At 71.7% G+C, this 22415-nt stretch carries 19 protein-coding genes and 1 pseudogene; 8 read left to right on the plus strand and 12 right to left on the minus strand.

All coding sequences use genetic code 11. The features are described from left to right. Positions 1-96 precede the first annotated feature (96 nt). Positions 97-390, minus strand: coding sequence for a hypothetical protein (locus ACWC94_RS03915; RefSeq protein WP_450794773.1), 294 nt, complete (start codon positions 388-390; stop codon positions 97-99). A 256-nt stretch (positions 391-646) separates the two neighbouring features. On the opposite strand from ACWC94_RS03915, the gene ACWC94_RS03920 reads away from it, so the two are divergent. Then, the gene (locus ACWC94_RS03920) at positions 647-1789 is read left to right on the plus strand and encodes a glycosyltransferase (RefSeq protein ID WP_450794774.1); all 1143 of its coding nucleotides are present in this window, start codon (positions 647-649) and stop codon (positions 1787-1789) included. Positions 1790-1835: 46 nt separating this feature from the next. Here the strand turns inward: ACWC94_RS03920 and ACWC94_RS03925 are convergent, their stop codons facing one another. Then, positions 1836-3305 (minus strand): fibronectin type III domain-containing protein, encoded by a 1470-nt coding sequence (locus ACWC94_RS03925; RefSeq protein ID WP_450794775.1) that lies wholly within the window; start codon positions 3303-3305, stop codon positions 1836-1838. Positions 3306-3986: 681 nt separating this feature from the next. Between ACWC94_RS03925 and ACWC94_RS03930 the strand changes: the two genes are divergently transcribed. After that, positions 3987-4277 carry a hypothetical protein gene (locus tag ACWC94_RS03930; RefSeq protein WP_450794776.1) on the plus strand — a complete coding sequence of 97 codons (291 nt, stop codon included), beginning with the start codon at positions 3987-3989 and terminating at the stop codon, positions 4275-4277. 112 nt (positions 4278-4389) lie between these two features. Here the strand turns inward: ACWC94_RS03930 and ACWC94_RS03935 are convergent, their stop codons facing one another. Continuing rightward, positions 4390-5757 (minus strand): glycosyl hydrolase family 28-related protein, encoded by a 1368-nt coding sequence (locus ACWC94_RS03935; RefSeq protein WP_450794777.1) that lies wholly within the window; start codon positions 5755-5757, stop codon positions 4390-4392. Between the two features lie 42 nt (positions 5758-5799). Between ACWC94_RS03935 and ACWC94_RS03940 the strand changes: the two are divergent. Then, positions 5800-6507 (plus strand): annotated as a pseudogene (locus ACWC94_RS03940) (CDP-alcohol phosphatidyltransferase family protein); the annotation flags it as partial. On the opposite strand, the gene ACWC94_RS03945 reads toward ACWC94_RS03940, so the two are convergent. From ACWC94_RS03945 to ACWC94_RS03965, 5 genes are read right to left on the minus strand one after another with little or no spacing between them, the layout of a single operon-like run. Next, positions 6391-6912, minus strand: a complete 522-nt coding sequence (locus ACWC94_RS03945) for an adenylyltransferase/cytidyltransferase family protein (RefSeq protein WP_450794778.1) — start codon at positions 6910-6912, stop codon at positions 6391-6393. The pseudogene ACWC94_RS03940 and the gene ACWC94_RS03945 sit on opposite strands and share 117 nt — an antisense overlap. Positions 6913-6915: 3 nt before the next feature. Next, positions 6916-8469, minus strand: a complete 1554-nt coding sequence (locus ACWC94_RS03950; RefSeq protein WP_450794779.1) for a fibronectin type III domain-containing protein — start codon at positions 8467-8469, stop codon at positions 6916-6918. A gap of 45 nt (positions 8470-8514) precedes the next feature. Beyond that, positions 8515-10056, minus strand: a complete 1542-nt coding sequence (locus ACWC94_RS03955) for a lipopolysaccharide biosynthesis protein (RefSeq protein WP_450794780.1) — start codon at positions 10054-10056, stop codon at positions 8515-8517. Beyond that, complete coding sequence (locus ACWC94_RS03960) at positions 10053-11636, minus strand: YveK family protein (protein ID WP_450794781.1); 1584 nt, start codon at positions 11634-11636, stop codon at positions 10053-10055. The genes ACWC94_RS03955 and ACWC94_RS03960 overlap by 4 nt, the downstream gene beginning before the upstream one ends. Then, entirely contained in the window at positions 11633-13153 is a 1521-nt protein-coding gene (locus ACWC94_RS03965; RefSeq protein WP_450794782.1) for a hypothetical protein, read from the minus strand. Before ACWC94_RS03965 ends, ACWC94_RS03960 begins: the two co-directional genes overlap by 4 nt. Positions 13154-13305: 152 nt before the next feature. On the opposite strand from ACWC94_RS03965, the gene ACWC94_RS03970 reads away from it, so the two are divergent. Beyond that, positions 13306-14286 (plus strand): NAD-dependent epimerase/dehydratase family protein, encoded by a 981-nt coding sequence (locus tag ACWC94_RS03970; protein ID WP_450794783.1) that lies wholly within the window; start codon positions 13306-13308, stop codon positions 14284-14286. A gap of 28 nt (positions 14287-14314) precedes the next feature. Further along, a complete protein-coding gene (locus tag ACWC94_RS03975) occupies positions 14315-15508 on the plus strand; it encodes a glycosyltransferase (RefSeq protein WP_450794784.1) in 1194 nt (397 codons plus the stop codon). 473 nt (positions 15509-15981) lie between these two features. Here ACWC94_RS03975 and ACWC94_RS03980 read toward each other — a convergent pair whose 3' ends face one another. Genes ACWC94_RS03980 through ACWC94_RS03990 form a run of 3 tightly spaced genes read right to left on the minus strand, consistent with a single transcriptional unit; the run spans position 15982 to position 19152 of the window. Then, on the minus strand, positions 15982-17103 hold the full coding sequence (locus ACWC94_RS03980) for a glycosyltransferase (RefSeq protein ID WP_450794785.1): 1122 nt from the start codon (positions 17101-17103) through the stop codon (positions 15982-15984). Beyond that, positions 17100-17666 (minus strand): putative colanic acid biosynthesis acetyltransferase, encoded by a 567-nt coding sequence (locus tag ACWC94_RS03985; protein WP_450794786.1) that lies wholly within the window; start codon positions 17664-17666, stop codon positions 17100-17102. The genes ACWC94_RS03980 and ACWC94_RS03985 overlap by 4 nt, the downstream gene beginning before the upstream one ends. A 13-nt stretch (positions 17667-17679) precedes the next feature. Next, complete coding sequence (locus ACWC94_RS03990) at positions 17680-19152, minus strand: sugar transferase (RefSeq protein WP_450794787.1); 1473 nt, start codon at positions 19150-19152, stop codon at positions 17680-17682. 201 nt (positions 19153-19353) lie between these two features. Here ACWC94_RS03990 and ACWC94_RS03995 point away from each other — a divergent pair, with 201 nt between their 5' ends. Continuing rightward, positions 19354-19974, plus strand: a complete 621-nt coding sequence (locus tag ACWC94_RS03995; protein WP_450794788.1) for a PIG-L deacetylase family protein — start codon at positions 19354-19356, stop codon at positions 19972-19974. Between the two features lie 169 nt (positions 19975-20143). Further along, positions 20144-21016, plus strand: coding sequence for a beta-1,6-N-acetylglucosaminyltransferase (locus ACWC94_RS04000; protein WP_450794789.1), 873 nt, complete (start codon positions 20144-20146; stop codon positions 21014-21016). 112 nt (positions 21017-21128) lie between these two features. Here the strand turns inward: ACWC94_RS04000 and ACWC94_RS04005 are convergent, their stop codons facing one another. Then, entirely contained in the window at positions 21129-21746 is a 618-nt protein-coding gene (locus ACWC94_RS04005) for an LPXTG cell wall anchor domain-containing protein (RefSeq protein WP_450794790.1), read from the minus strand. A gap of 329 nt (positions 21747-22075) precedes the next feature. On the opposite strand from ACWC94_RS04005, the gene ACWC94_RS04010 reads away from it, so the two are divergent. Next, complete coding sequence (locus ACWC94_RS04010; protein WP_450794791.1) at positions 22076-22336, plus strand: hypothetical protein; 261 nt, start codon at positions 22076-22078, stop codon at positions 22334-22336. Positions 22337-22415: the final 79 nt, after the last annotated feature.

Here is a 22415-nt window from a genome sequence, read left to right on the forward strand (position 1 = left end):
GACGCTCGGCGGGCCGCCATCTGCTTTTCCCGCACACGAAGAAGGCCGGCTCCGAGAACCCGGAGCCGGCCTGAAAAGACCCAGCGGATGCGTCTTCTACTTCAAGACGGGAAGTGCGGCGGGCGGCTTGCCGTTGAGAGGGTTCGGCAGGGCGCCGCCGAAGACGGGGGTCTTGACGACACCCGACTTCTTCACGCCGTCCGCCGCGTGCTTGACGTCGCTGGCCAGGGCGCCGGTCGGCATCTCGGCTGCGGTGGGGAGAGACCGGGCAACCGTCTTCCCGTCATCGATGAGGCCCTGCGCCGGCACGTCCGCCGCGAAGGCGGGCGCCGCGACGCCCGCCATGGCCAGGGTGCCGACAACGATGGCGGCAGCCTTCAGACTCTTCATTGTGTTCCTTTCTCTCGCTTCCGCTGAGCTAACGAGAGAGGGGCGCCACGGGAAACTCCGTGGGCCGCAAGTTCCCCGGAACTCATACATCCTGAACGACATCGCAGGAATTCTTATCGGATTATCTGCGCATTACGCCGGTCTGTCACAGTGCCAAGCAGGTGAATTATTCCGACACGATTGACGGCTCCGCCGAAAAAGGGACCAGATGCTTTGCGCTGGTTCCAAGTGTTTCTTCGGAAGGGAAGCCTCGGTCATGCGCATTCCCCGTGAGCCGCACGTCCTGCACGTCACTCAGCCGGTCGAGGGCGGTGTCGCACGGTTCGTGACGGACCTGGCGGCAGCGCAGCTCGCCGCGGGGCTGCACGTCCGCGTCGCCTGCCCGCGCGGCGGCACACTGACCGACGCGCTGCGCGCGGAGGGCTGCAGGGTGCTTCCGTGGCACGCGACCCGCTCACCCGGACCCCGGCTCCCCGGTGAAGTGGCCCTGCTGGCCCGGGTACTGCGCGAGGTACGTCCCGACGTGGTGCACGCGCACGGCGCGAAGGCGGGGCTCGCCACGCGGCTCGCGGTGCGCGGCCGGCTCCCGACCGTCTTCCAGCCGCACGCCTGGTCGTTCGAGGCCGCGGACGGCGTCAAGTCCCAAGCCGCCGTGCGCTGGGAGCAGTTCGGGGCGCGGTGGGCGGCGCGCGTCCTGTGCCTGAGCGAGGCGGAACGGCGTACCGGGGAACGGCACGGCATCACCGCCCAGTGGCTCATGGTCCCCGACGGCGTCGACACCCGCAGGTTCCGGCCGGAGGGGAGCATCGCCCGGTCCGCGGCGGGCCCCCTCGTCGTGTGCGTGGGACGGCTGTGCCGGCACAAGGGCCAGGACGTGCTCCTGCGGGCCTGGCCCGCCGTCGTACGGCAGGTGCCGGACGCCCGGCTGGTGCTGGTCGGCGACGGTCCGGACGCGGGTCGGCTGCGTGCCGCGGCGCCCGCGTCGGTGGAGTTCGCGGGCCCGGCGGCCGACGCCGCCCCCTGGTACCGGGCCGCGGACGTGGTGGTCCAGCCGTCCCGCCGGGAGGGCCGGGCACTCGTCCCCCTGGAGGCCATGGCGTGCGCCCGGCCGGTCCTCGTGACGGACGTGGACGGCGTGCGCGAGAGCCTGCCGCCCGGCCATCTGCCGCACTGCCTGGTGCCGCCGGAGGACGCCGACGCGCTGGCGCGGGCGCTGACGGCACTGCTGCGCCGTACGCCGCTGCGCGCGGCCCTGGGCGCGCAGGGCCGCGCGTACGTGGTCGCCGCCCACGACATCCAGCAGACCAGGGACGCGGTGAGCGACGTGTACCGCGAACTGCTCGGCGTCGGCACCACGCCGTTCGTGCCCAGCCAGAGCAGGGAGTCGATCACCACGTGAGGGCGCCGCCCCCTCAGGCGTCGCCCCCTCACCGCGCCCCGGCCGGTCACTTGGCGGCGAACGCGGTCACGTCGAGCGGTGCCGACCGGGGCGTCGTGTTCTTTCCGTCGGTGACAGCGATCGTGTAGCGGTGGTGAGAGCCGGGGGAGACCTCATCCGTGTACGACATCTCCGGGCGGTACCACTCGGCCGACGGCTGCTTCCGCGTGGCCACGAGGACCCCGTCCCGGTAGATCCGGTAGGCCAGCTCCGCGTCGTCCCTGTCCCAGGAGGCGCGCCAGACCAGCGTGACCTTCCCGGTGCGTGAGCCGTCGCTCGTCAGCCGGGGGGACTCCTGGGGAGGCGTGTTGGCCGGACCGGCCCCGAAGCGCGTCAGGCCCTGCTGGGGTGTGCCGTTGACCGCGGTGAACTCACCGCCCGCCCACAGGATGTCGCCCGCCATCGCGAGCGCTCGCGGGCCGACCCCCTCGCCGATGCCGTCGTCGGTGTCGGGGAACCAGTGCAGGATGCGCTTGTCGCCGGCCGACTGCGCGAGGAAGTGCCGACGGGCCCCGTCGGGGAAGCCGCCCGGCGTCAGCGCGCAGTAGTGGGCGTGGGAAGCGCTGTACAGGACGCCCTTGTGCAGGACGAGGTCCTGGGTGGCACCCAGGCAGGTGTCCTTCCAGACCATCGAGCCGTCCGACAGCCGGCCGGCGATACGTCCGTCGAAGATCCCCGTACCCGAGCCCTCGGCTCCCAGATAGAAGTGGTCGCCGTTGCGCGCCAGCGACGTCACCGCGGACCGTTCCGGAATCCAGTCCGGAAAGGACCGTACGGTCGCACCGGTTGTGGGGTTCAGGGAGACCAGCGCCTGCTCCGGACGGCCGTTGACGCTGTGGAATTCGCCGCCGACGAGGACCTGCCCGCGATCGGGCGCGGCCAGGATGGCACGGACCGGCTCGTCGATGCCGGCACGGAACGGCAGCAACGAGCCGCTCGGGGTGAAGGCCGCGACGCGGTTCCTGGGCCGGCCGTCGACGACGGTGAACTCACCGCCCAGGTAGACGGTCTTACCGGTGGTCTCGACGGCCCGCACGAGCGAGCCCATCGCGGGGCGGAAGTCCTTGCGCAGGGAGCAGCCGGCCGTGTCGAGCGCGACCGCACTGGCCACATCCGTGCGGTCGACGTGGCCGAACGATCCGCCGACGTAGAGCACTTTGCCGTCGGGCGAAGCCTTCAGAGCCCGGACCGTGTTCATACCGCCGGTGAAGGAGTGCGCACACGGCAGCAGTTTGCCGGTCACGGCGTCGAACGCGGCGAAGTTCCTCCGGGTGACCTCCTTCTCGCCGGGCTTCGCGCCGGGCGGGCGGACGCTGTCGAAGGTGCCTCCGACGTACACGACACCGCGTGCGTACTCGACCGACCAGACGACACCGTCGGTCTGCCACGTCGCCAACGGCGCGGCCGTCAGGGTCTTTTCGTGGCCGGCCTGCGCGCCGGAAGCGCTCGTGAGCGATGCGGCGGCAAGGAGTGCCACTGCGGAGGCCGTGGTGGCGGTCCTGGAAGTGCTTTTCCTTAGACGCATGGAACATCCCGGGTCGAGGGATACGGGGGCGAGAAGCTTTCCGAAAGTAGACACCCGGCCGCGTATCACCGGATTCGACAAGCGGGTGCTCCACCCTTCAGGCTCCTACTGAAGCTCAAATGGCCTAGGAAAAGGAGTCGTAATCCATAACGGCAGTCCACTCGTGCGAGTGTAAGCACGCCCGGCGGCGGACGCTTGGTCAAGCTCGAACTGCCAATGGAAATGGCGTGAGAGTTCGCCAGGGCGAGATCAGGTACCCGAGGTCAGGTACCCAAGCATGGAGGAGGAGTACTCGTAATGCGAGTAGCTGCCCGAACGAAAACGCAGGCCCCGGCGCGGAGTTGGGGAGCCCGGCTCGTCGGCGCCGGCCTGACCGCGACCGTGGCATTCGGTATCGCCGCCGGCCCCGCGTCGGCCCACGCGGTTCCCCGAGTGATGCCGGCGTGCAAGTCATGCCCGACGACCGGCACGTCGGGGTGCTCGTCGTGCCAGACGAGCGGCACATCCGGGTGCTCGGCGTGCCAGCCGACGACGCCGCCCACGTCCGGCTGCACGCCCTGCCAGACGACCCCGCCCCCGCCCCCGCCGGGGACCTGCCCGACGGGCACGACCGGGTTCAGTGTGATCATTCCGGTGAGCGGGCCCGTGGCGATCCCCGGCGACGGGAACCTCCAGCTCACCGTCAGCAACGGCACCCAGGGGCAGGTGTTCGGCTTCAGCATCCCCTCGTCCGCCCACCGTTCCGCCGTCCAGGTCACGGTCACGAGCAGCACCGGCGCCAAGGTCTACAAGTACGACAGCTCGACGGGCTTCCCCGACGGCACGGCGGCCGACGCGGGACTCCACGCCCCGGCCACCTCGAGCGGGAAGGACCCGGACATCACCCGTATCGACTTCTGCGTCAAGACCACCAAGTACGTCTGACGCGGCGGCGCCCGGCATCGCCTGCCCCTGCCGCGCCACCGCGCCGTACACAGATGTGGGGGCCCGGGACATCCCGGGCCCCCACACGCCGGGGCAGTCGGACGGCCGGGGTTCAGTCCGTGGGGGAGGTCTCACCGGGGGACACGGGCGGGGTGGCGGGCGTGGCCGGTGCGGATCTGGTGCCGGCGGGGTCGGCGTCGATGCAGTCGGTGAAGCGTACGAAGGGGGCCGGGAGCGCGCGGGGGCCGTCGGTGACGGCGAACTCCCGCTGCGGCCGGCTCCGCAGCAGGCACATGTCGTAGCGGACGACGGCCGGCTGGGTGTCCTGCCGGTCGGTCGTCCGGTACTGGTGACGGCCCACGAGCTGGCAGGAGTCGTAGCGGATCAGCGGGCCCCGCGGGCCCACGCTGTACTGGTGCGGACGGACGTCGGCGGAGAAGTCCTTGTAGGCGTTCGCGGTGTCGTCGCAGTCGGTGAAGTGGACGGTTCCGCTGCTCCACACGCAGTCGATGATCCGCACATCCGGGTCGCGTACCTCGAAGCGGATGTCCTGGGCGTGGAAGCGCTGTACCGAGTCGTGGTGTTCGCTGACCGGGAAGCGGAAGAAGGTGCTGGTGGTGCCGTACTCCGCGGTGCTCTGGGGGCGTTTGCCGGTGATGATGTAGGAGCCGCCCCGGCAGGAGATGGATCCGCCGTAGGGGAATTCCAGGAAGTTGCCCCACTCGTATTCGACCTTCATGTCGGTGAACCAGTAGTTCAGGAACTGGTCCTGGTCGTTCGGCGCGGCCTGTTTGTGTCCCGTGAGCCCCGAGTAGAGAAACGCCTTGCGGTAGCTGCCGGCGACCGTGCAGGCCTGCCACAGCATCTCCGAGTTGGTGTTCGTGCCGTCGAGGGCCAGCCCGTACTCCCATTCCCCGAGCCATTCGCACTCCGAGAACCGGTAGTCCTGGGCCAGTCCGGTGGAGTACGAACGGAAGAAGGACGCGCCCGGTGTGGCGGAGCGGAACTGCATGCGCTCGAAGGAGAGGTTGGACCAGCTGTCCTCGTTCCGGCACAGATAGGAGCCCGGGCCGGTGTCCGGACGGAAGACGAGGGCGGTCATGTTCTTGCCCGCCCCGACGAAGCGCAGACCGTTCGCGGGCCGTGGCGGGGCGACGCCGTTCAACAGGGCGTGCGGGCGCGTGATGAGGAAGTCGCCGGCGGGGATCTCGACCACCAGCCGGCCCACGCCGCCCCGGACGCGGGCGGCGGCGAGCGTGTACGCGGTCTCGAACGCCTGGGTGTCGTCGGTGCGTCCGTCGCCCACGGCACCGAGGTCGGTGATGTTGACCGAGGACATCGGCCCGATGTCCGCACGCTTGGCGGACGCACTTTTGGCGGTCGCACTGTTGGCGGGCAGGGCTGCCGCGACCAGCAGCGATGTTCCGCCGCGCAGAATACGCCGACGATTGCGGGCCATCTCGCCACCCTGTTCTGTCATAGTTGCCTTCCTTTCTCACGCGGTGTGTCACCAAGGAGGGTTATGGCCGAGTTCGCGGAAATGCTGAGGCAACTGTCGACGGCGCAGAAACCGGCGAAGGGGGTGTCGGTCTACAGCCGGTTCGTCAATCGTCCGGCCGGCCGTGTGATGGCGGCGCTGGCCTCCCGGCTCGGTGCGACCCCCAATCAGCTGACGCTACTCGGTGCCCTGTTCACTTTTCCGGCCCTGGCCGCGGTGGCCCTGCTGCGGCCCGGGCCCGTGATGTCGGTCGGTGTCGGTGTGGCCCTTGCCGTGGGTTTCGCCCTGGATGCCGCGGACGGTCAGCTCGCGCGGAGCCAGCGCTGCGCGACCTTGTCGGGTGAATGGCTGGACCATGTGCTGGACTGCGTCAGGATCGTCATGCTGCACCTGGTGGTGCTGGTGGCGTTCTACCGTTTCTTCGCCCTTCCCAGTCCGCTCTTCCTGCTGGCCCCCATGCTGTTCCAGCTCGCCGCGGTGGTGATCTTTTTCGCCGGCATTCTCACGCAGCAGCTCAAGGGGCGGGTGGTGGCGGGAAGGGGCGGCGGCCCTGCCTCGGCGTGGGGGTCCGTCCTGCTTCTGCCGGTCGACTACGGCACGACGTGCGTCTGTTTTCTATTTCTGGGCAGTCGGGATCTCTTCCTTGCCCTGTACTGCGTGCTCCTCGTGGCTCATGTCCTGTTCATGGTGGCCTTCTTGGTGAAGTGGTTCCGCGAGCTCCATCAGCTCCAGTGCCCTGCGCAGTAGCGTGCTGGACGTGTGCACGGTGTAGGGGAAGTAGACGACTTCGACACCGACCTTCGCGAAGCGGCGTTCGAGGATGTCCCATTTGGGGGTGCCCTTCCAGTCGTCGCCCTTGAACACGACATGGAATCCGACCTGCTTCCAGATCTGCAGTTTGTCCCCGTGCGTCTCCACGACGACGTCGTCGACGTGGCGCACACCGCGGACGATCTCCAGGCGCTCGGCCAGCGGGATCACCGGCGGCCTGCCCTTGAGGCGCCTGGTCAGCTCGTCGGACGCCAGCCCCGCCACGAGCCGGTCGCAGTGCCGGCGCGCCTCCCGCAGGATGCTGAGGTGCCCGATGTGGAACAGGTCCCAGACGCCGGGCGCATACCCGATGCGTGTCGCTGTCACAGCTCAGGCTCCGCTCGTCCGGCCCGTGCGCGCGGGCACCGTCACGAACATCGCGGACCGGGGCGAGGTGCGGCTGCCGTTCGTCACCTCGATCGCGTACTGGTGGCGGGAGCCGGCGGCCACCTGGTCGGTGTAGCTCATGGCTGGAAGGTCCCAGGCCGCGGATGCCTTGGCCTGCCGGGAGACGAGCCTTCCGTCCCGGTAGAGCCGGTACGTCAGGACAGCGGTGCCGCGGTCCCACACGGCATGCCAGCCGATGGTGACCTTCCCCGGGTGCGCGGCCAGGACCCCGAGGGCCGGGGACTGGGGCACGCTCGTGGGGGCGGTGGCGCCGAAGCGGGTGAGCCCCTGCTGCGGCCGGTCGTTGACCTGGGTGAACTCACCCCCGACCCACAGGGTGTCCCCGGCCGCGGTCAGGGTGCGGGGGCCCACTCCCTCGCCGAGTCCGCCGTCGGTGTCGGGGAACCAGTGCAGGATCCTCCGGTCGGTGACCGACTGGGCCAGCAGGGTGTGCCGGACACCCCGCTCGGGAAAACCGCCGGGGGTCCGGGAGCAGTCGTGCGCGTGGGAGGCGCTGTAGAGGACACCGTTGTGGGGCAGCACGGCCTGGGTGGCGCCGAGGCAGGTGTCCTTCCACAGCATGGCGCCGTCCCGGAGCCGGCCCGCGATGCGTCCGTCGAAGACGCCCAGCCCCTCGCCTTCGGCACCGATGTAGAAGCGGGAGCCGTCCTGTGCGATCGTCTTGACCGTCGAACCGGACGGCAGCCAGCCCGCAAAGGTGCGGACCGTCGCCCCGGTGGTGCGGTCCAGCGCTGCCAGGGCGTGGACCCGCCTGCCGTTGACGGACTCGAAATCCCCCCCGACCAGGATCTCCCGCCCCGAGGTCGCGGCCGACAGGGCGCGCACGGGAAGGTCCACGTTCGCCTTGAAGGGCAGGAGGGAGCCTGCGGGGGTCAAGGCGGCGACGCGGGTCCTGCCCTGGCCGTAGACCTGGTCGAAGTCGCCGCCCAGGTACACCGCTCGGCCGGTTGCCGCGATGGCCCGGACGGTCGCGGACACCGCGGGCCGGAAGTCCGTGCGCAGGGTGCAGTCGGCGGTGTTCAGGGCCACCGCGTTGGCCACCCCCATGGACCCGACGTGGCCGAAGGAGCCGCCCACGTACAGCACCCGGCCGTCGGGGGAGGCCTTCATGGCCCGTACCGTGCCGGCGCTGTAGGGGCCGGCACCGTCGCTGAAGGACGGGGCACAGGGCAGCAGCGCCCCGGTCGCGGCGTCGAACGCGGCGAAGTTGTGCCGCGGGATCTGCCGGGTGTCGGGGGCGGCACCGGGCGGGCGGACCGCGTCGAAGCTGCCCCCGGCGTAGACGACACCGCGGGCGTAGGCCAGGGACCAGACGATTCCGTCCGTCTGCCAGGTGGCCAGGGGATCGGCGGTGAGTGTTGCCGGATCGTGCCGCGTGACCGCGGCGGCGGGGGAGCAGAGCAGGGCGCCTGCGCACATGAGGGCTGCGGCAGCCGGACCCGTGACCGCCTTCTTGCGGAGCTTGCCGTGGAGCAAGGGACACCTCGAAGGAAAGGGGCGGGCAGGTTGAGGGGCGATGCCTCATACGGTGCGACGGCGCAGCACCTGGACCAGTTCGCTTACTCCCAGAGGCGTACGGTATCGCCACAAAAAAGTACCAAATACGGACATTCCGACTGTCAGGCTGAGTGCGAGTCCTGACGGGGTGTCACCCGACAGGGTGCGCACGCCCGCCAGCGCCACCGAGACGGCCACGGCGATGCCGAAGGCCCGGGTGTAACCGGCGGCCACGGTCGTGAAGCCGAGGCGCAGCCGGACCAGCACGGCGGCCGAGAGGTTCTCCACGACGACGGCCGTACCCCAGGAGACGGCCGCGCCGAGGATGCCCCACCGGGGCACGGCGAGGAGGCCCACGGTGAGCTGCACCGCGAACGCCGCGGCGGTGCAGGCCAGATGCCACGAGCTCTTCCCGGCCATGAGCAGCACGGTCTGTGCGTTGCCGACCGCCACGTTGACGACGGCGGCGGCACACAGCACGACCAGGGCGGGCGCTCCCTGGGTGAACTCGGGCCCGAACACGGTCAGAACCGTGCGGGGAAACCCCGCGATCAGAACGAACAGCGGCCAGGAGAACAGGACGATCCAGCAGGTGGAGGTGCGGTGCAGATGCTGCGCCTCGGCGAACTCGCCGACCGCGAGGAGCCGGCTGAGCTGGGGCGCCACGGCCAGCCGGACGGCGAGCTGGAGGAGGGTGCCCGCGGTGACGACGCGGCCGATCGCGGTGTAGATCCCCGCCTCGGCGTCCGTGGCCAGCGCCGACAGCAGGAGGACCCCGACCCAGACCGCGCTGATGTCGAAGACGGAGGAGACCGCGCGGGGGGCGGAGAAGGTCCAGAAGTCCCGCCAGGAAACGGACTCTCCCCCCGCGGGGAGGGTGGGGGGGTGGGGGGCCCGGCAGCGGCGCAGGCCCAGCCAGGCGGCGGCGAGACCGGCCAGTGCGGGCAGCAGCCACGCCGCCGCCAGGGACAGCATCCCGGGCGCCCAGTACGCCACCGGCACCGCGATCAGCACCCGCAGCACGGGCTTGCCGATCTGCTCCACGGAGACGAACGGCACCACGGTGCTGTATCCCTGGGTGGCGCCGAGCAGGATCAGGCTGACGGTGGCGGCCGGCAGGACCAGGCCGAAGAACCGGATCAACGCGAGCGCGTCGGCACGCGGCAGGTGCGGCAGCAGCGTGGTCGCCACCGCGGGACACCACAGCAGCACCATGGCCGCCGCGGTGGAGGCCGCCAGGGCCGGCAGCACCGCCATCCGCAGCAGCGAGCCCACCGAGCGGCCGCCGTTGAGGACGAGATCACCGGGGATGAAGCGGACGAGTCCGGTGTCGGCGCCGAGCTTGCAGACGTTGCTGGCGATGGTGAACAGGGCGACACCGGTGAAGATCGCTCCGGCCCCGTGGGCTCCGACCGCCCGGGTGATCAGGCCCACCAGGAGGAAGGCGAACACGGCGTTCGTACCGGAACCCACCGCGCCCCACACCCCGCCCCGTGCGGCGGCGGCGACCGTGCTGCGGGCGCCGGACCCGGCGGCGACGGGAGGGGCCGCCCCGGGCGCGGTCATCCCCGGGTGACCGTGAGGGTGTCGTGCTGCCCCGCCCGCTGCGTGGCCGGCAGGACGCCCTCGGCACGGGAGCGGGGCTTGACGCGCCGGAGCACAGCGGCGCCGAGGCCTCGCCGCGTGCGCCCGGAGTCCACCACGGCGCCCAGCAGGCGTCCGCCGGAGCAGCCGATGAGTTCGCTCACCTGCCTGAGGTCCTGCCGCCGGGTGTCGCGTCCGGTGACGACCAGGACACCGCCGAAGCCGTCGGCGGCGGCCAGCGCGTTCGGGTTTTCCAGCAGGGGCCCGGCGGCGACGACCGTGACGGGCGAGCCGGCGCCGGACGCCACCTGCTCCGTCGTCCCGGACCCCCCGGCCCGAGCGGGCACGCCGGTCCCGTCGCCGGAGCACAGGGCGAACCGTCCCGCGGACCCCGCGTCGACGAGGACACCCCCTTCGGGCAGTGGTGTCTCCTGCCCGGCGCGCTCCGCGTCCGGCACCAGCGGCAGGCGCGCCGCGAGAGAGGGCGCGTCGGGGTCGGCGTCCACGAGTACCGCCTGCCGCCCGCACTCCGCGAAGGCCGCGGCCAGGTTCGCGGCGACCGTCCCGGCGGCGTCGCGGCGCCGCGGGGCCACCACGAGGAGACAGCCGCCACCCCCGGAGAGCCCGGTCCGCGCCAGCCGGTAGGCCACCGAGCGGAAGGCCTGTGCACGGGCTCCGCGGGTACGGCCGACCGTCAGCGCATTGCCTCCCGAGCGGCGCTCGTGGGGCAGGACGCCCAGCACGGGTGCGCGCAGGGCGGCCTGCACCTCGCGGGCCGACCGGACGCGGCGGTCGAGGGCCGAGCACAGCCAGGCCAGCATGATGCCCAGGACGACACCGCCGGCCAGGCCGAGGACGACCAGGGTCCGTACCCCCGGGCCCGAGGGCCTGGCGGGCGCGGCGGCCCTGCGCACGATGTCGCCGCCGTCGGTGTCGCGGGAGCTGATCTCGGACACGCGCTTGTGCAGGCTGTTGATCTCGCTCTTCGCGGGGGAGGTGCCGCTGTCGTCGTCCGCTTCCTTCTTCGCCTGCCGGGACAGCGCCGTGATCTGCTGCTTCATTCCGGCGACGGCCCGCTGTACGGCCGCGTGGCCGCGGCTCTCGCGGTCGGCGAGATAGGCCTCGGCGAAGGCGTTGGCGCCGCGTGCCGCGCGCCGGGGGGTGTTGGCGGTGAACTCGAAGCGGAGCACCTGGGACTTGCCCGGGTTGGTGACCCGCAGGTGCTTCTGCAGTGCGGTGGCCCGGCTGTCCGGCTGGCCCAGGGTGTGCGCCGCGCGGACGGCGACGGTGGCGCCGGCGGCGATCTGCTGCTCGGTGCCCATGCTGACCTGGTTGTCGGCGGGCACGCTGACCGAGCCGAACGGGTCGGCGCCGGCACGGACGAGGACGTCACTGGCGGAGCTGTAGGTGCCGGCGCAGTACCACGCCGCGGCCAGCCCGCCGAGCAGGCCCAGGGCGACTCCCAGTGCCATCGCGACGCGGTGGCGAAGGAGCAGGCGCAGTTGCTCGCGGAGCTGTTCCGGTTCGTCGTAACGGTCGTCGAAGGGGATGGGGCCGGTCACAGGTGTCCTCCTGCGTGCGAAGGTGAGGCGTGCGGGGTGGGGGCGGACAGCGGCGCCGGTGAGGCGGGTCCAACGGCCCGGCGGCCCGGGGTGGAGATCAGCAGCGGGACGGTCAGCAGCAGGAGCATCGGGCCGGTGATGCCGAGCAGGCTGCCGCGCAGGAACATCAACTGGTAGAAGGCGAAGGCGGGTACCAGCAGGCCCGCCAGCGTGCCGGGCCGGCCGAGCAGGCGGTCGCGCACCTCGTCCATACGGCGTCCTGCCGTGCCCAGCAGCAGGAACACGAGGGCGACCGCGGGCGGGCCGGCCCACAGATAGCTCTCGATCCACAAGGGCGCCGACAGGTTCAGGAAGTCGTAACCCGCGTACTGCGCCAGCGCGATACCGGTGTCGTCGGGTTTGCCCGGCCACACCGAGCGCGGCACCATGAAGAACAGCGGGCCGAGCGCCCGCCGGGGCGAAATCCCCTTGTCGCGCGCGTAGTCGAGGCCGGTCTGCACCTGCTGGAAGGCGTCGTAGTCGCCCTTGGTGGTGAACTGCTCGGACAGGGAGACGACGGAGACCGCGTGCCGGTCGTCGTAGCGGAAGTAGTCGCTGTAGGGGAAGACGACGAGCACCGTGGCGAGCACGGCGACGGCGAGCGCGCGGGTGGCCCGCGGCCGGCACAGCCGGGACACGTTGAACAGCAGCGTCAGCAGCACCGTGCCGGCCCAGAACCTCGGCTTGCTGATGGGGTTGTTGACGATGATGTTCACCGCGGCGAGCAGGGGCAGCAGCAACCACCGCAGAGCGCGCAGCAGGCGGTCGCCGTCCGGCAGGCGCGGCAGGCGCAGCAGACCCAGCAGACCCCAGAACGCGGGCACGGACAGGGACCAGCTGCGCAGCGGCTGCAGGAAGGCGTCCGGTGCCTCGTCCAGGGCACCGGTCTCGTTGATGGCCTCCCGGCTGGTGAAGTAGGCGCCGATCCCGCCCGGTTGGCCGTGCAGCAGCAGCACCGCGAGGGCCAGGGCGCATCCGCACAGCACCAGGACGCGCCAGGGGGCCAGACGGCGGGCGAGCAGTCGTTCCGGCAGGCCGGGCCGGGCGGCGTGCAGGTGCGCACGCCGGGCCGCGAGGGCGGTTCCGGCGCTGTAGGCGAGCAGCCCCAGCTCGACCATCGCCACGGCCCGCAGGGAGGTTTCCGCGCCGGCCCGGTACGGCCAGGGATAGGTGTCCGAGGTGAGCATCGGCAGGGGAGCCAGCCCGAACCAGATGTAGGAGAACATCCAGAAGCCGAGACCGACGAGCCGGACCTTGGGTGCGGTGAGCACACGGGCTAGGGCGCCCCCGGTGTGCGCCACGACGACAGCCTGCAGGACGAGCGCCGCCGGCACGGGTCCGTTGGGCGACCGCAGGACCAGCACCGGCAGCAGGACGGTCAGGACGACGGTCCAGACGCAGAGCGCGGGCACACTGCGCACGCCCGCGCCCCGCATCGGGACTTCTGCGGCCGACGACTGCTGCTGCGGAAACCTCACTGGCCGATATATAGCGCCGTTATGCCGTAAATCACCCAGGGCGCGCCAATGCGGGGCAAATAGGGCAGAAATGAATACTCTGGGCGGGCGGAAGTCCAGTGCCGGCACGGTCGGCCCCACCTCAGGTCTCCCCATCACCAGAGGAGTTGTCCATGAACAAGCAGGTCGACGCCGTCGTTGCCGGTGGCGGGGGATTCATCGGCGGGCACCTCGTGGGCGCCCTCCTGGCCCAGGGGCTGACGGTCCGTTCCATCGACATCAAGCCCCTGCGCGCGTGGTACCAGGTCCACGAGGACGCCGAGAACGTCATCGCGGACCTCTCGCTCCTCGACGGCGCGCGCAGCGGCGTCCAGGGCGCCCGGTACGTGTACATGCTGGCCGCGGACATGGGCGGCATGGGCTTCATCGAGAACAACAAGGCCGCGTGCATGATGTCGGTGCTCACCAGCACCCACATGCTGCAGGCCGCACACGAGGCCGGTGCCGAGCGCTACTTCTACTCCTCCTCCGCCTGCGTCTACGCCGCCGGCAAGCAGACGGACCCGAACGTCACCGCGCTCAAGGAGCAGGACGCCTATCCGGCGCAGCCGGAGGACGGCTACGGCTGGGAGAAGCTCTTCTCGGAGCGCATGTGCCGGCACTACGCGGAGGACTACGGGTTCACCACCCGCGTCGCCCGCTACCACAACGTCTACGGGCCGCACGGCACATGGGCCGGCGGCCGGGAGAAGGCCCCGGCCGCGGTCTGCCGCAAGGTGGCGGAGGCCGTGCTCAGCGGTGACCACCGGATCGAGATCTGGGGCGACGGACAGCAGACCCGCTCCTTCATGTACATCGACGACTGTCTGCACGGCACCCGGATGATCATGGACGGGGGCAGCGGCGTACCGGTCAACCTCGGCTCCTCGGAACTCGTGACCATCAATCAGCTCGTCGACCTCGTCGAGCGGATCGCGGGCATCCGCTGCGAACGCAGCCACCGGCTCGACGCCCCGCAGGGAGTGCGCGGCCGCAACTCCGACAACACCCTGATCCGCGAGATCTACGGCTGGGAACCCTCGATCCCCCTGATCAACGGCCTGGAGCGGACCTACGCCTGGATCTACGACCAGGTGAAGCGCTCGCACGGCTGAACCGACGGTGCGGGAAGGCGACAAGCCGATGAGGATCTTCGTTCACGACTACAGCGGTCACCCCTTCCAGGCCCAGCTCAGCCGGGAGCTGGCACGCCGTGGGCACGCGGTGGTCCACTCGACCTGCGCGGCCTATCTCAGCGGCAAGGGCGACCTCGGGGCGGACGTCGCCGGCCTGCGCTTCGCCACCATCGGGGAGCGTACGGTGCTGAGGAAACAGGCCTATGCGCACCGGCTCCTGCAGGAGACCCGGCTCGGCGCCGAGCTGGCCCGGCAGGTCGCACGGGCCAGGCCCGAGGTGGCGCTGCTGTCCAACCTGCCGATTCCGGTCCTCGCGGTGACCGCGGCGGCCCTGAAGCGGCTGCGCATCCCCTGGGTGCTGTGGCACCAGGACATCACCGCCGTCGCGCTCAAGAGTTTCGCCGCCGCCGATGTCGCCGGCGCGATGGGCATCGCCGCGAAGGTGTTCGGTGCCGGCGAGAAGTGGGCGGCGCGGCAGGCCGCGGCCGTCGTGGTGATCGCCGACTCCTTCGTGCGGGTGCACCGGCAGTGGGGCACCGCCGACAAGGTCACCGTGATCCCCAACTGGGCGCCGCTGGACGAGATCGTACCCGTGGCCAGGGTCAACGCATGGTCGGACGAGCAGCGGTTGAGCGGCGAGAAGACCCTGCTCTACGCCGGCACGCTGGGCCTGAAGCACAACCCCGTGCTGTTGGTGCAGCTGGCGGAGCGCCTGCGCCGGCGGGGCGAGCGGGTGCGTCTCGTGGTCGTCAACGAAGGCCCGGCCGTGCCCGTCCTCAGGGCGGCCGCCGCCGCCCGCGGGGTCGAGCTGACGCTGCTGCCCTTCCAGCCGTACCGGCGGTTGCCCGAGGTGCTGGGTACGGGCGACGTGCTCGTCGTCCTTCTCGAAGGGGACGCCGGGATGTTCTCGGTGCCGTCGAAGACGTTGTCGTACCTGTGCGCCGGGCGTCCGGTGCTCGGCCTGATGCCCGCGGACAACCTGGCCGCCCAGCTGCTGCGGCAGGCCGGCTCGGCGGTCTTCCCACCGGACGAATCCTCGCTGGAGGGCGCCGCCGCGTGGGTCCGGGACGTCCTGTCCGACCCGGAACTCGCCGCGTCCCTGGGCAAGCAGAGCCGTGTCCTTGCCGAGCGGGAGTTCGCCCTGGAGTCCTCCGCCTCCCGCTTCGAGCGGATCCTCACAACGGCGGCAGCGCGCGGGTGATCCCCCGCAGAGGGTCCTCTGCTGACACCGGCCCCCGGGGCGGGGGGATGTCGTGCGCCCCCGCCGGCAGCACCCTGGGCCGGCAGCCTTCTGGCGGGCAGTACCGCCCCACAGGCAGCACCCTCACCGTGGCAGCGTCCCCGGGCCGTGGGCTTGGGCCGAGCGCTCCGCGTCGGCAGCCCCCGCCCGTGCGATTCCCCTCGCGTCGGCGGACCCCCGGCTGTGGCCCCCGCCAGCAACACTCCCGAGGGCGAGCGCCCCCGCCCCCGCCAGCGGCGTCTCCGCCCCCGCCAGCGGCGTTCCCCCGGCCATCAGCGTCCCCCCGCCAGTCCCCCCGGCCGCCCGATCCCCCAACCTGCAGCCCCCGATCCCCCCACCTGCAGCCCCGGTCGCCCCCCCGGCAGCCCCTTGTCGCCCACCTGCAGCCCCCGTCCCCCCCGCAGCCCCGGTCGCCCCCGCAGGCCGTGGCCTCTCTACCGGGACTGGTCGTGGTAGATCGCCTCCAGGCGGTCCGTTACCGCGTGGATGGAGAACGTCTCCTCGATGGCGCGGTGGCCGGCGTCGGTCAGGCGGTGGCGTAGGGAAGCGTCGGTGAGGAGGGTGCTCACCGCCTCGGCCAGGGCCTCGGGGGTGCCGTCGGTGACCATCGCGGCCTGCCGGTGCGCCAGTTCCTCGGCGATGCCGCAGCTGCTCGTGCACACCACGGGTGTTCCTTCGGCCAGCGCTTCGAGAACCGTCATGGGGAACGGCTCGTTCACACTGGGCAGGACGTACACGGCAGCCCTGCGGTAGGCCTCCAGCGCCGCGGAGTGTTCCAGCGGGCCGCCGTAGCGGACCACGTCGGTCAGTCCCCGGTCGGCGACGAGCTGGTGCACCTGCCCCAGGGATCCCTCGTCGGCGCCGTAGAGCGTGAACCGCGCCTGGGGGATCTCCTTGTGGACCAGGGCCGCCATCTCCACGAAGGCCTCGGGGCGTTTGCGCGGGTGCAGCCGGGCCAGGAAGATCACTTCGTGGGTGTCGCGTGGCGGCGTGTGCCGCGCGTGAGGGGAGAGCCGCAACCCGTTGGGCAGCGGCACCAGCGGCGGGTGCCCGGTGCCGAGGACCGCGGACAGGGCCCGCCGTTCCCGCTCCGTGAGCACGAGACAGCGGCGCGCCCGCCGCAGCAGGGGGACGTAGACGCTGTCGAAGACGCGCGCGACGATCCCGGTCCGGGGTTCGACCATGCCGTGGGTCTGGACGACGAAGTCGACCCGCCGCAGCCGGGCGACGGCGAGCGCCGCCAAGGACACGAGGTCCCTTCCCACATGGAGGTGCACGGCACCGGCGCGCTCCATGGCCCGCCACAGATCCCGCAGCAGCAGGGGGTGCATGAGGCCGAGGCACCCCCGGCCGGGGACGACGGTCCACGCCCGGCGGGAGACGAAGGGGACGGTGCCGAGGCGCGGCGGAGCCGGCGTCGCGCCCCGCCACAAGGACACCAGCCGTACGTCGTGGCCGCGTTCGGCCAGCTCCTGGAGCTGGGCGAGTGCCACGCTCGGCGGGCCGCCGAAGGTCCCGTCGTCGCTGACGAGCGTGACCACCTGGACCACTCTCATGCCCTGACCTCCTTCATGGGTGCGGACGCGGTCGTCCCCGGTGTGCCGCCCGCCGTCAGGACGGTGCCCGGCGCCAGGTCCCGGTGGGCCACGGCGCCGGCGCCCACCACGGCGCCCTGGCCGACGGTGACGCCGCGCAGGACGACCGCCCGCGCGGCGACCCAGCTGCCCGGCTCCAGCCGGACGGGACCGTTGTCGTACTCGAACGTGGGGGAACGGCGCAGATGACCGCCCGTGCACAGCAGCGCGTCCTGCGAGACGCAGCAGTCGCTGCCGATGGTGACGGGTTCGAGGTTGACGATCCAGGCGCCCTCGCCGATCCAGACGTCGTCGCCGACGTCCAGCTTCCACGGCCAGTGCACCCGTACCCCGTGCCGGATCAGCACCCGCTGTCCGACGCGGGCGCCGAAGGCCCGCAGCAGCGGCGGACGCCAGCGGTCCGGGCACCACCACTTGACGAAGACGAGGTGCTGGACGGCGAACCAGGCGGCCTGGACGAGCAGGGGCCGCCCCTTGTCGTATCCGGTACCGGTGAAGCCGCGCAGAGACCATGTCGCTGCCATGACGCTGTACCTTTCAGTAGGCGCCCTGGCCGTCCAGTACCGCTCGCACGGTGCGGGCCATCACGTTGACGTCCCCGGCCAGGGACCAGTTGTCGATGTAGCGCAGATCGAGCGCGACGGTCTCGTTCCAGGAGAGGTCCGCTCGTCCGCTCACCTGCCACAGCCCCGTCAGGCCCGGTTTGACGGTGAGCCGGCGCCGTTCCACGGGGTTGTACTTGACGACCTCCTCGGGCAGCGGAGGGCGCGGTCCGACCAGGGACATGTGGCCGAGCAGAACGTTGAACAGCTGGGGCAGCTCGTCGAGCGAGTAGCGGCGCAGGACACGTCCCACGGGAGTGATCCGCGGGTCGCGGCGCAACTTGAACATGTGCCCGTCGTTCTCGTTCGCCTCCTCCAGCTCGCTCTTGAGCCGGTCCGCGCCCACCACCATGGTGCGGAACTTCCACATGGAGAAGTGCGTGTCGCACCGGCCCACGCGTGTCTGCCGGTACAGGGCGGGACCGGGTGAGCCGAGCCGCACCGCCAGTGCCACGCCGAGCAGCAGGGGGGAGAGGAGGACGATCAGCAGCAGCGCGCCCACCCGGTCCACGACGGTCTTGAACAGGGCCGCGATCCCGCGGCGCGCGGGGGGTGCGATGTGCAGCATCGTCAGTCCGGCGGCGGAGGTGGCCCGCAGCCGGCGGCGCGCGACGTCGACGATGCCGGGCAGCACGACGAGGGGGCAGCCCCGGTCGTGCAGCGCCCAGGACAGCCGGCGCAGCCGCTCGCCCGACATGTGGCGGCTCACCGCCACGAAGACCAGGTCGGCCGCCAGTTCGTCGACGGCGCCGAGCACCCCCGCCGCGTCCGTCTCCGGCGGCTGCGGCGCCTCGCCGGCCAGCCGTACGCACACGGCGACTCCCGAGGACACCGGATGCTCGCCCACCGCGCAGGCGCCGACGATGACGTATCCGTGGTCGGTGCGCTGGGCGAGCTGGGCGACCACGGCGTCCACCAGGGGCCCTTCGCCGATGACGAGGACGCGGTGCAGCACGCGGGCGTCCCTGCGGGCGGCCCGCAGCCGGCGGCGGATCACCGTCTGGCAGGTCGCGGTGAGCACCAGCGCGGGCAGCAGCGCGGTGAAGGCAGCGATGGGGCCGTTGTCCGGTCCGCACAGCACACGGAGCACGGCCAGGGCGCCGACCAGGATCAGCCAGTCCCTCAGGACGGCCCGCAGATCGACCGCGTCGGCCCCGACCCCGGACGCGTAGCGCTTGCTGGCCACGCCGATCAGTGGCCACAACGCGGCGGCGGCAGCGGCCAGGAGCAGCGCCCGCGGCTCCCGGCCCTGCAGGACAGCCGCCGGTACGGGCAGCGCCGCCCCGACGAGATCCACACAGACGGAGAGCGCGCCGTACCCGTGAACCCGTGTGCCTTCGCGGTGAAGAGTCGTGTACGGCGTGGAGAACGGCGCCCGCCCGGACACCGCGTTGGTGGACCGCCCCATGGCTCTCCTTCAGAAGCCCCCAGTCGCTCTCGTCGGCCACTACTTATATCAGGCATTCTTCACAAAACAATGTCATTCGGTACGAGGTTGTGGTCGGTGACGAGGGCGTGCGAGGGGCGTGTGTGAGGAAAGTGTGAGAAGCGGATCATATGTGTACTATCAGGACATTGAGGAACCATCAGCCGCATCTGAGGGGCGCTTATGTGGAACAGAGTGCTGGCGGTCGGAGCTCACCCGGACGACATCGAGTTCGGTTGCGGAGGTGCCCTCTTGCGGCACGCGGCACAGGGCGCGTCGATCACCCTGGTCGTCGTCAGCGACGGAGCCCTCGCCGGGGACGCCGTGGTGCGCGCCGCCGAACAGGACCACGCCGCACAGCTCCTGGGCGCCAAGGCGGTGATACTGCACCGGCCCGACGGACAACTCGGCCCGCTGCGCGAGCTGGTGGGCCGCCTCGAGGAGGAGATCGCCAACGCGGCGCCCGACCTGGTCTACGCGCATCTGCCCGAGGACATCCACCAGGACCACGTCAGGACCCACCAGGCCCTCAGGATCGCCGCTCGGCGCCTGGACAACGTACTGCTGTACGAGTCCCCCCGGTCCCCCCTGCTGTCGTCGGGCATCAGCGTGGACATCAGCCCGGTGATCGAGCGGAAGACCGCCCTCCTCGCGGCGCACGCCTCACAGATCGGCACCCGCAGCGAACTGGGCGCCGAGGCGGTCCGCGCACGGGCCGTCCTGCACGGCAGCAGGGTCGGCTGCGCCCACGCCGAGATGTTCCAGCCCCTGCGCTTCACCATGCCGTTCGGCCACGCCGTGTGAGGCCGCCCCGGGGCCCCTCCCGCCGGCGTCACCCGGTGACGGCGGCGCGGCCTTCGACGACGCGCCATTCGGGGGACATCCCTCCCGCACGCCAGCGAGCCCGCGCCGCGACCCATGGCCTCGCGATCACCGTGGGGGAGAAGCCGGTGGACCGAGGGAGGAGAGAACGATGCCGGTATTTGCCGTGCTCGCCCACACCGAGCCCCAGCTGTTCGCGCGGCTGGCCGAGCGGCTGGCGCCGTACCCGGTCGTCGTCCACGTCGACGCACGCTCGCGCGCCGCCGACTTCGCGGGGGTGCCGCGCGCCACGTACGTCCGCGACCGCGTCGCCGTCCGGTGGGGAGGTTTCTCGGTCGTCCGCGCGACGCTCGCCCTGTACCGCACGGCACTGGAGCTCGCGCAGCCGTCCGACCACATCGTCCTGCTGTCCGGGCAGTGCTACCCCGCCCGGCCGGTGCGCGCGTTCGCCGCACACCTCGCCTCGGCGCCGTTCCGGCAGCACTGCCGGGCGGCCGCGGTGCTCGACGACAGGACCACCGCCGGCCGTGTCCTCAAACGGTGGTGCCTGGACGCCGTGCCGACCGGACCGGGGCCGACCTATCTCCCCCGTGCCCTGCTGCGCAGAGGGATCTCGGAGCTGACCCCCCGGCGCAGGCCCTCCGTGTTCGGTGACATCGAGCCGGTGGCGGGCAGCCAGTGGACGGCGTTGACCGCCGACTGCGTCGCGGACCTGCTCGGCAAGGCGGAGGACCCCCGCTGGGAGAACCTGTTCCGTACGACGCACGCGCCCGACGAGATGTTCTTCCACACGCTCGTCTGGAACAGCGGCTGGCGCGAGGAGGTGGAGGACCCGGTCCTGCGGCCGAGGGCCGGGCGCGGCACCGCCGACTTCACCAACTTCCACCACCTGGACCGGCTGCTCAAGGGCACGCGGACCCTCGCCGACCTCCCGGCGATCGAAGCCTCCCGGATGTTCTTCACCCGCAAGGTCGCCTCACCGCAGTCGGCGGAGTTGCTCGACGCCCTCGACGGACGGGCGTGAGCCGGGGCTCACCGGCGGTCCCACCCGGCCGCCGCGCTCCCGGCTCGGGCGGCGCGGCGGCCGGATGGGGAACCGGCGGGTGCCGGGCGCGAGGCGTCCGGCACCCGGTGCACTAGCGTCGGGCCGCGGCCCGGCCTCGCCGGTACAGGACGGTCCCGGCGGCCAGCAGCGCACCGCTGGCGGTGATGGCTCCGGAGGTGGTCTCCGCGCCGGTCTTGGCCAGCTCCGGGGGCGGCGGAGTCCGCTTTACGGGCGGTGCCTTCACGGGGACGGGCTTGGGGGCCGGGGTGTGTTTGCGGGGCGGCGGCGGAACGGCCTTGGTGGGGGGAGGCGTGGGCGTGTCCTCGCCGTAGCAGCCGCAGGAGGACCCGTAACTCGGCTCGTCGTCGCCGTAGCTGGAGCTGGCGCTGCCGGCGGTGGAGCTGGCGTCGTCGTCGGAGCCGTAGCCCTGGTCGCTCGCCTTTGTCGTCGGGTCGTCGGAAGCCGGGGCCGTGGGCCCCGCCTCCCGGTGCGCCTGCCGCACGGCGGCCTGTGCGCGAGCGATTGCCCTCAGGGCACTTGACTCACCGGGGATGACCTGCTGGGGAGCCGTATCGCCCGACAGCACCGTGTGTGAGTCCGCCCCTGTCGCCTGCGGACCGGAGTCCGCGAACGCCCATGTGCCGGACAGAGTCAGGGCGCTTGTCGCGGCGGCGGCCACGACCAATCCCTTGGTCAGGGTCTGTCGCACTCTCGTTGTCTTTCTCTCAGGCGGGAAGGGGAAGCCGGCGTCGGCCGTTGATCCGGCCTTCCTGATTGCCGGGTTCCACAGGGTCGCCGCAGGGGACCGTGATGCCGCACGCTCACACTCGCCACGACCTGCGAACTGTGAACGAGATATGAAGGCCCGAAGATACCGAGAGGCGTGGATTGCCGGAGAATTCACCCGATTGCCCGCCCGTGCACAGAGTGCGTGCGGAGGGCGTGCCCCGAACGGACGGGCTGGTTCACCGGAATGCCCCCGACCGGTTGCCGAAGCCGACGGGTGGTCCCACGGTGGGTTCAGGAACCGACGCACCAGTGATCCGACGCACCGGTGAAAGGAACGTCCATGGGCGGTCCACCGGCGAGACCGACAACGGCCGGTTCGCCATCGATCAGGCCACCACCCTCGCCCAGGCCGTCGAGGACACCGTCACCAAGGTGACCTCCCGGTCTCCTGACGAGGCGCCGGCCTGGGCCGTACCGCAGCGGCGGCCCAGGCGCGCGTCGCAGGGCGCGCCCCCCGATACCAGGGTCGAGGGGCGCGCCCATGGTTGCCCGGCGGGAGCCGTCCCATGACGTCCCTCGATCGTGTGGAGCGCCGGCCGCCGTCCTCCGGTCGGGTGAAGCGCGCACCGGGCCGTCCCCTCCGGTGCCG

This window comes from Streptomyces sp. NPDC001135 (assembly GCF_053598395.1).

What these genes read in the sequence shown, in the direction of transcription:
- ACWC94_RS03915 (WP_450794773.1), bottom strand. Translation starts at nt 390, where the DNA reads ATGAAGAGTCTGAAGGCTGCCGCCATCGTTGTCGGCACCCTGGCCATG.
- ACWC94_RS03920 (WP_450794774.1), top strand. Translation starts at nt 647, where the DNA reads ATGCGCATTCCCCGTGAGCCGCACGTCCTGCACGTCACTCAGCCGGTC.
- ACWC94_RS03935 (WP_450794777.1), bottom strand. Translation starts at nt 5,757, where the DNA reads ATGACAGAACAGGGTGGCGAGATGGCCCGCAATCGTCGGCGTATTCTG.
- ACWC94_RS03955 (WP_450794780.1), bottom strand. Translation starts at nt 10,056, where the DNA reads ATGACCGCGCCCGGGGCGGCCCCTCCCGTCGCCGCCGGGTCCGGCGCC.
- ACWC94_RS03970 (WP_450794783.1), top strand. Translation starts at nt 13,306, where the DNA reads ATGAACAAGCAGGTCGACGCCGTCGTTGCCGGTGGCGGGGGATTCATC.
- ACWC94_RS03975 (WP_450794784.1), top strand. Translation starts at nt 14,315, where the DNA reads ATGAGGATCTTCGTTCACGACTACAGCGGTCACCCCTTCCAGGCCCAG.
- ACWC94_RS03980 (WP_450794785.1), bottom strand. Translation starts at nt 17,103, where the DNA reads ATGAGAGTGGTCCAGGTGGTCACGCTCGTCAGCGACGACGGGACCTTC.
- ACWC94_RS03985 (WP_450794786.1), bottom strand. Translation starts at nt 17,666, where the DNA reads ATGGCAGCGACATGGTCTCTGCGCGGCTTCACCGGTACCGGATACGAC.
- ACWC94_RS03990 (WP_450794787.1), bottom strand. Translation starts at nt 19,152, where the DNA reads ATGGGGCGGTCCACCAACGCGGTGTCCGGGCGGGCGCCGTTCTCCACG.
- ACWC94_RS03995 (WP_450794788.1), top strand. Translation starts at nt 19,354, where the DNA reads ATGTGGAACAGAGTGCTGGCGGTCGGAGCTCACCCGGACGACATCGAG.
- ACWC94_RS04000 (WP_450794789.1), top strand. Translation starts at nt 20,144, where the DNA reads ATGCCGGTATTTGCCGTGCTCGCCCACACCGAGCCCCAGCTGTTCGCG.